The sequence below is a fragment of the Thiocapsa sp. genome (assembly GCF_011390875.1).
In the GTDB taxonomy this organism is placed as follows: Bacteria; Pseudomonadota; Gammaproteobacteria; order Chromatiales; family Chromatiaceae; genus Thiocapsa.
In genome coordinates this window covers 1-6,446 of sequence record NZ_JAABRP010000234.1, presented here as the reverse complement: position 1 = coordinate 6,446, position 6,446 = coordinate 1, and the positions used below count along the sequence as shown (strand labels likewise).

Here is a 6,446-nt window from a genome sequence, read left to right as displayed (position 1 = left end):
ATCGACTACGGCCCCTGCGCCTTCATGGACGCCTATGATCCCGCGACCGTCTTCAGCTCGATCGACCGCGGCGGCCGTTACGCCTACGGCAATCAACCGGGGATTGCCCAGTGGAACCTCGCCCGCTTCGCCGAGACCCTGCTGCCCTTGATCGACGGCGCATCGGACGCCGCGATTCAACAGGCAACCGACCTCATCCGCGGCTTCTTCGGCCGCTACGAGGAACACTGGACCGCCGGCATGCGACACAAGCTTGGCCTCGCCTCCACCGAGCCGGAGGATGTCGACCTCATCCACGGGCTCTTGGACGCCATGAAGGCATCCGGTGCCGACTTCACACTGACCTTCCGCCGCCTCTGCGATGCGGCCGCGGATCCCGGGGCGGGCAACGGTGTGCGCGATCTGTTCATCGACCGGCAAGCCTATGACACCTGGGCCGCGCAGTGGCGCGCACGTCTCCAACGGGACCCTCAACCCCCGGCCGAGCGCGCCGCGCGCATGCGCCACACCAATCCGGCAGTGATTCCACGCAATCATCGCGTCGAGCAGGCGCTTAATGCGGCCGTGGCGCAAAATGACTTCGGGCCGTTCGAAGCCATCCTGCGCGTCCTCGAGCGCCCCTACGAGGATCGCCCCGAGATCGCCGGCTACACCGAGCCGCCGCAGAACGAGGAGCGCGTGCTGAAGACCTTCTGCGGGACCTGATTCGACAGCGCCGGAGAACGCCGATCATCTTGTTCCAGCCATGGCGCAGTGATCTTCGAGATGTCCGATCCGGCTTACCCGGCCGCTGACTCCTCTTCATCGTCGGCCAAGAGGGAAAAACCTGAGATGGGTTTCGCGCCAAGCCGGAAGTCGCACTTCCATCTCGGAAGCTTTAGTTCACAATCACAACATTTTGTTTTAATTTAAGTCTTCTCGGATTTCACCCAAACCGACGACGAAACCAAATCCAACCGCTACACTAAGTCATTGATGATGATCATCGTCCACCCTGGCACACGCATTGCGGAGCTCAGGTTGCCGTTCTCGGCCAACCAGAACACCAACTGAGGGTAGGAGAAACGCGATGAGCTATCTGAAAGACGAGATTTCCGCACGTGTCGACGCCTATGACCATTGGGCGACGCGGCGCCGCTTCGGACCGGACGGCCCCAACAACCGGCGGCTCTGGGTCTTGGCTTGCATGGACGAACGCCTGCCGGTCGATGAAGCACTCGGGATTCGGGTCGACAGCCCGGTCGGCGGCGGCGATGCCCATTGCTTCCGCAACGCCGGCGGGATCGTCACGGACGACGCGATCCGATCGGCGATGCTCACCTGCAACTTCTTCGGAACACAGGAGATCGTGATCGTCCAACACACCCAATGCGGGATGTTGTCGGCAAACGCCAAGGACCTGGAAGCGGCACTCCGGGCCAAAGGGGTCGACATCGACGAGCTGACTCTGGATCCGACCTTGCCCGAGTTGAAGCTCGAGCCGGGCGGCTTCGCGAAATGGATCGGGATGATGGACGATGTGGACGTCACCTGCATGAAGACGGTGGAGACCTTCCGAAATCACCCGCTGATCCCGAAGGACGTGGTCGTCAGCGGCTGGGTCTGGGAGGTGGAGACCCGGCGCTTGCGCCCGCCCGTGCTCGATGACGAAAAGCGCGCCCGCACGGATGTGACCTCCGCGCAGTTCGGCGTCACGACGCCGCAGCCCAACCGCTGGCGTTGATCGAAACGGCGCCCGGCTCGGGCGCCGCCTTGCCTCGCTCCACGACACTTGCTCGACAACGAGCGTTGACATCAATAGAGAGTGCTCCGATGCCGATCTACGACTACCAGTGCACCTGCTGCCAAACCTCCTTCGAAAGCTCCCGAGCCATGAGCGCCGAACCGCCACCCTGCCCCGCCTGCGGGGCCAAAACGGCTCGAGTCTTTCTGTCCGCACCCGCGGTACACGGCCGAATGGCCCGGGGTCGCGATCAGGCCGTTCGCTCGCTGCAGCCTGCCGACACGTCGCGGGGGCACCAGCATGGTCCCGGATGCGGGTGCGGGCACTCATAAGGGCGCCTTCTTCTTTCGCGCCGAACGATTGACCTGATCGAGCATCGAACATGCCTGAAGCGACTGGATCACCGTCACGCGCGGTCGCCTTTCTTCAATCCTTCGTGGCTGAGATCGCCAAGGCGATGGATCGGGCCGAATGCCCCAGCTGTGCCGCTCACCTCGAGCAGATCGAGCAGATCGGCCTGACGGCCGGCGTTTGTCTGGAGGAGAAGGCTCGCGAGGTCCTCGGCTCGCCCCGGCCGATGGACCGGGACCATTACGCCGACCTGATCGTCGAGATCAAGAACCAGATCGGCGGGCGCTTTTCCCGTGCCTCCGGCGAGGCCGGCACGGTCAGAGTCGTCAACAGCCGATGCCCCTTCGGCGAGCAGGTCAAGCATGCACCCTCGCTCTGCCGGATGACGTCGAGCGTCTTCGGCGGAATCGCCGCGCGCCACTTCGGCTATGCGAAGGTGGAGCTTCGACAGACGATCGCGGGCGGGGATGGCTCCTGCGACGTCTGCATCTATCTGGATCCGCAGCTTGCCGCGCGAAACGAGGGGACCGAATACCGGGCGGACGGCGAGCGCCTGACCTCGGGAAACCTCACCACGTTCATGACACCCAAGGTTCACCGGCGACTGCGCGAGAACTGGTGCCCGCCGCCGGTCGGTATCGGCAGCCCCGATGCAGCCCTGCAGCCGATCGTCGCGGAGTCGGCGGCGATGCGCGATGCACTGCGGGCGGTTCGGATCGTCGCCCCCACGGACGTCACCGTCATGATCACCGGAGAGACCGGCTGCGGCAAAGAGCTCGTCGCGCGCGCACTGCATGGGCTCAGCGTGCGTCGCGACAAGCCGATGGTCACGGTCAACTGCGGGGCCATCCCGGAGAACCTAGTCGAAACGGCCCTCTTCGGGCACGAGAAAGGCGCCTTCACGGGGGCCTACGAGGTGCATCACGGCTATTTCGAGCGTGCCGAAAAAGGGACGCTTTTCCTCGACGAGATCGACTCGCTCCCGCTTTCGGCCCAGGCCAAGCTATTGCGTGTGATTCAGGAAGGCGAGTACGAACGCGTCGGCGGCAAGCGCTCCCTGCGCTCGGATGTCCGGATCATCGCCGCATCGAACCGAGAGATCGTGGCGATGGTCGACGCGGGACATTTTCGCCGCGACCTCTTCTATCGACTCAACGTCGTACCGATCGCGATCCCCCCGTTGCGCGAGCGCACCGAGGACATCGACGCCCTGATCACGCACATCCTCCGCAAGCTCGCCCAACGCTACGCCACGAGCGAAAAGACATTGGTTCAAGCCGCTCGCCTGAAAGCCTTCTCCTACCCCTGGCCGGGCAACATTCGGGAGATGGAAAACGTCCTCGAACGCGCCTTCATCTTCGCCGCCGATGCTCGGATTACCGACATCGACGTCCCGGTGACTGCGCCGAGCGAATCCGTCCCGGCATGGCGAACACGCAAACAGCAAGCAGCCAAGCAGGCCGAGGTCGACACGCTCATCCGGGCCCTGAAGTTCAGTCACGGCAATGTCGATCACATCGCGACTCAGATGGGTATCACGCCGAGAGCGGTCCGCATGAAGCTCAAGGCGCAAGGACTCAGGGCTGCGGACTACAGGTAGAGTCGCGACGGCTGCGCCGTCGCTCGTCAAAGACGCCCCGCCTCGAGAAAGCTGAAGTAGGCCGTGCGGTTGAAGATGATGTAACCGAGCAACCCGATTCCAAGCAGGGCACCCGCGGCCTTGAGCTGCCGGGTCACCTCGAGATCCGCCGGTGACGGCTCCAGACTCCCGGCGGGATGATTGTGGGCGACGATGACGGCCGAGGCACGGTCGGTCAAGGCGTCGGCAAAGACCTCGCGCGGATGAACGTGCGTGCGGTCGACCAGACCGATGGACACGACCCGGATGTTGATGATCTCGTTCGCCCCGTTGATGCTGGATGACCGTGATAGCCATGATGTCGAAGATACCGCCGGTGTCGGTGTATTTGAGATCGGCCAGCTCCTCGTAACGCGCCAGATCGCTGTAGATGCTCTGAATCTCGCCGTTCACTTGTCCGCGATAGGCGCCTTCGAGGTAGAGCCGGTCCTCGCGATGCGCCTGCACGGTCCCGCGGATGGTCGGATCAGCGACCTTTTGCTCGGTGACCTGTTTGATGTGGAGCGCTTCTTCGTCGCTGATGGCAAACCTGCTCCGAATCTCCTCGATCATGTCTTGGACGGAGATCTTCCGCGGCGGCGGCCCCGCCCCCCGTTTGGCACCGCCGGGGCGGAGCTTCACCTCGCCGCCTGCGTGTCGCACCTCACCCTGATACTCGACGGCGGCCTTGATCACCTCGGTTCGACGGATCTGCTTCATCAGCTCCGAGACGCTGCCCGGTTTGATGAGCTGGGGACCGACATAGGCCGCGAAGGCGACAAATTCGCGGATCTCCTGCGGATAGGTGACGAAGCAGGTCAAGAAGTGGAACGCCTTGACCAGTCTGGCCAAGAGATAGACGTAGCCCTTGCGGTCGTCGCCTGACGGAAAGTGGGCCTGGAACCGCACGCGCAGGGCACTCACGAGGAATTGCACCTGAGCATCCGTAGCGCTCGCGACCCTGTCGACGAAGTCGCGGGCGTCGGCCTGCGTGAATGGGCCCGCGCTCAGGATCTCGGCATGTAAACGTCCGCCTGCTCCGAAAGATGCTCGGGCAGGGCAAGGTCAAAGTTGTGGGTCTTGTTCTCCACCTTGGCCCGCTCGTAAGCCCCGGCCTTGATCTGGTTGAGCAGGACATTGCGCGACCAGCCGAGTCGGGCGGTAGCCCGAAGGTAGTATAGACGGGCCGCCGGGTCGTTCAGCTTTGCCAGTGCGTTGGCATGATGCCCCCACGGAACGGCCGCGACCAGATCTCTCACGCGCTGTGAGAGGGTTTCCGTTTGTTCGCGAATCAGCTCGTCTTTCGGCAACTCTCTCACAAGCTGTGAGATAAATTGAGCATCCGTGTAGGTCCGATAGAGCTGAAGCATCCGCCAGACGTTTTGGGGCGAAAACCCGGTCGTCCCGGGAAAGGCCGCACTCAGATCACGGGCGATCACCTCGACAACGGATTCGCCCCAACCCATGACCGCCTGTTTCTCGTCAATCGCTTGTCCAATGTCCCAATAGAGATTGATCAGGTCGCGATTGATATGACGCGCGGTCGAGAGACGCGCGGCGGTGACCCGTGCCTTCAGATCGCCGATAAACTGCCGGTATTCCGAGGTTACGATCATGTCTGAACCGGCGTCCTTCTTCACTGCGCCAACCCCTCCAAGAGCGTCTCCGCCTCCTTCTCCAGCCGCCAGAATTCGGCGAGCAGCTCATTCGCGGGCTTGGGCGGCTGGTAGCGGTAGAAGTACTTGTTCGGCAGGATTTCGTAGCCGAGCTGCGGGCTGTCCTGCCAGCGGGTAATCGGCTTGGCGATCTCGCGGTCCAGAAACGCCTCGATGTCCTCGCCGAAGGGGATGTATTCGTCGTCCTTCACATCGGCCGACTTTCAGATGTCGCCTGCGAGATTGTCGAGCTTGGGTTTGTTGAGGAACAGCGACACCGAGATGACCTATGGGCTGGGTTTCGAACAATCGGGTAGAGAACGGGGTGCCGAGGTTCAGGCCCGTCGATCGCAGAAGCCCTGAATTCTGCCAGGTTTCACCCGGTATCGGGGAACGCGATCGCGGGCGGAGTGCGCGTCGTCCCTTTGGAATATCCGGGAACGCGGTATTTCCTGACCAAAGGCACTGAAAGGAGAGATCTCTGCGTCGATCCGAGCGGACGGACCCGCCCTCGACGCGGGCGGATGGCGATTGGCGCGACGACTTGACAGCGGACGGGTCGCGTCATAACCTTAATAACAACGATTCGCATTTGTAAACTGACTCACGCGGAGTGACGGCCATGCCGAGAGAATCCCTGTCCGAAAGCCCGAGTCAACGCGCACAGTCCGCCGCCGCGATGCGCGCAGACCTGCCGCGGATCGACAGCAACGCCCTGCTGCGCGGCAACAACCTATTGCTGATCGATCACGCGGGCGATCGTTACATCCTGAGGATGACGCGAAACAACAAACTGATCTTGACGAAATAGGCGAGCGCGAGACTCAGGCCGAACCGAACCGACGGCGACTTTTCCACCAGAGTGCCAATCCGGTGAGACCCATGATGTACCCGATGCCGCCGAGGATGTCCTGGAGACGGATCCGGTCCTCCGCGGCGACGAGCTGCTCGCGCAATGGCCGAATCTGGCGTGCGACGGCGCGCTCGATTGCCGACTCCACAGCGGGATCAAGGGCCACCGCGGAGATTTCCGGGGTAGATGCGACCGTTCGAGCGATGACGGACAGGTCGGCGCGATCGGTGCCGACGCCTTCTTCGA

General features: G+C 62.8%; 9 protein-coding genes and 1 pseudogene. 6 read left to right on the top strand and 4 right to left on the bottom strand.

Features of this window, described 5'->3' with window-relative positions:
* The 4 genes from GPT33_RS15920 to GPT33_RS15910 form a co-directional block, all read left to right on the top strand.
* On the top strand, positions 1 to 705 hold a 705-nt coding region (locus GPT33_RS15920), incomplete at its 5' end, for a protein adenylyltransferase SelO family protein (protein ID WP_296810769.1).
* 364 nt (positions 706 to 1,069) lie between these two features.
* Entirely contained in the window at positions 1,070 to 1,723 is a 654-nt protein-coding gene (locus GPT33_RS15915) for a carbonic anhydrase (RefSeq protein ID WP_296810766.1), read from the top strand.
* 89 nt (positions 1,724 to 1,812) lie between these two features.
* Entirely contained in the window at positions 1,813 to 2,055 is a 243-nt protein-coding gene (locus GPT33_RS18915) for a zinc ribbon domain-containing protein (RefSeq protein ID WP_083829290.1), read from the top strand.
* A 50-nt stretch (positions 2,056 to 2,105) separates the two neighbouring features.
* On the top strand, positions 2,106 to 3,674 hold the full coding sequence (locus GPT33_RS15910; protein WP_296810763.1) for a sigma 54-interacting transcriptional regulator: 1,569 nt from the start codon (positions 2,106 to 2,108) through the stop codon (positions 3,672 to 3,674).
* A 26-nt stretch (positions 3,675 to 3,700) separates the two neighbouring features.
* Here the strand turns inward: GPT33_RS15910 and GPT33_RS15905 are convergent, their stop codons facing one another.
* A complete protein-coding gene (locus GPT33_RS15905) occupies positions 3,701 to 3,952 on the bottom strand; it encodes a JAB domain-containing protein (protein WP_296810761.1) in 252 nt (83 codons plus the stop codon).
* On the opposite strand from GPT33_RS15905, the gene GPT33_RS15900 reads away from it, so the two are divergent.
* Positions 3,945 to 4,577 (top strand): hypothetical protein, encoded by a 633-nt coding sequence (locus GPT33_RS15900; RefSeq protein WP_296810757.1) that lies wholly within the window; start codon positions 3,945 to 3,947, stop codon positions 4,575 to 4,577. The genes GPT33_RS15905 and GPT33_RS15900 overlap by 8 nt on opposite strands.
* Before the next feature lie 122 nt (positions 4,578 to 4,699).
* On the opposite strand, the gene GPT33_RS15895 is transcribed toward GPT33_RS15900, so the two are convergent.
* Positions 4,700 to 5,308: a DUF1016 N-terminal domain-containing protein gene (locus tag GPT33_RS15895; protein ID WP_296810755.1), complete on the bottom strand. Its 609-nt coding sequence runs from the start codon at positions 5,306 to 5,308 to the stop codon at positions 4,700 to 4,702.
* Positions 5,309 to 5,328: 20 nt separating this feature from the next.
* Positions 5,329 to 5,559 carry a hypothetical protein gene (locus GPT33_RS15890; protein WP_296810752.1) on the bottom strand — a complete coding sequence of 77 codons (231 nt, stop codon included), beginning with the start codon at positions 5,557 to 5,559 and terminating at the stop codon, positions 5,329 to 5,331.
* Positions 5,560 to 5,969: 410 nt separating this feature from the next.
* On the opposite strand from GPT33_RS15890, the gene GPT33_RS15885 reads away from it, so the two are divergent.
* On the top strand, positions 5,970 to 6,158 hold the full coding sequence (locus GPT33_RS15885) for a hemin uptake protein HemP (protein WP_296810750.1): 189 nt from the start codon (positions 5,970 to 5,972) through the stop codon (positions 6,156 to 6,158).
* Positions 6,159 to 6,171: 13 nt separating this feature from the next.
* Here the strand turns inward: GPT33_RS15885 and GPT33_RS15880 are convergent.
* Positions 6,172 to 6,446: pseudogene (locus GPT33_RS15880) on the bottom strand (hypothetical protein); the annotation flags it as partial.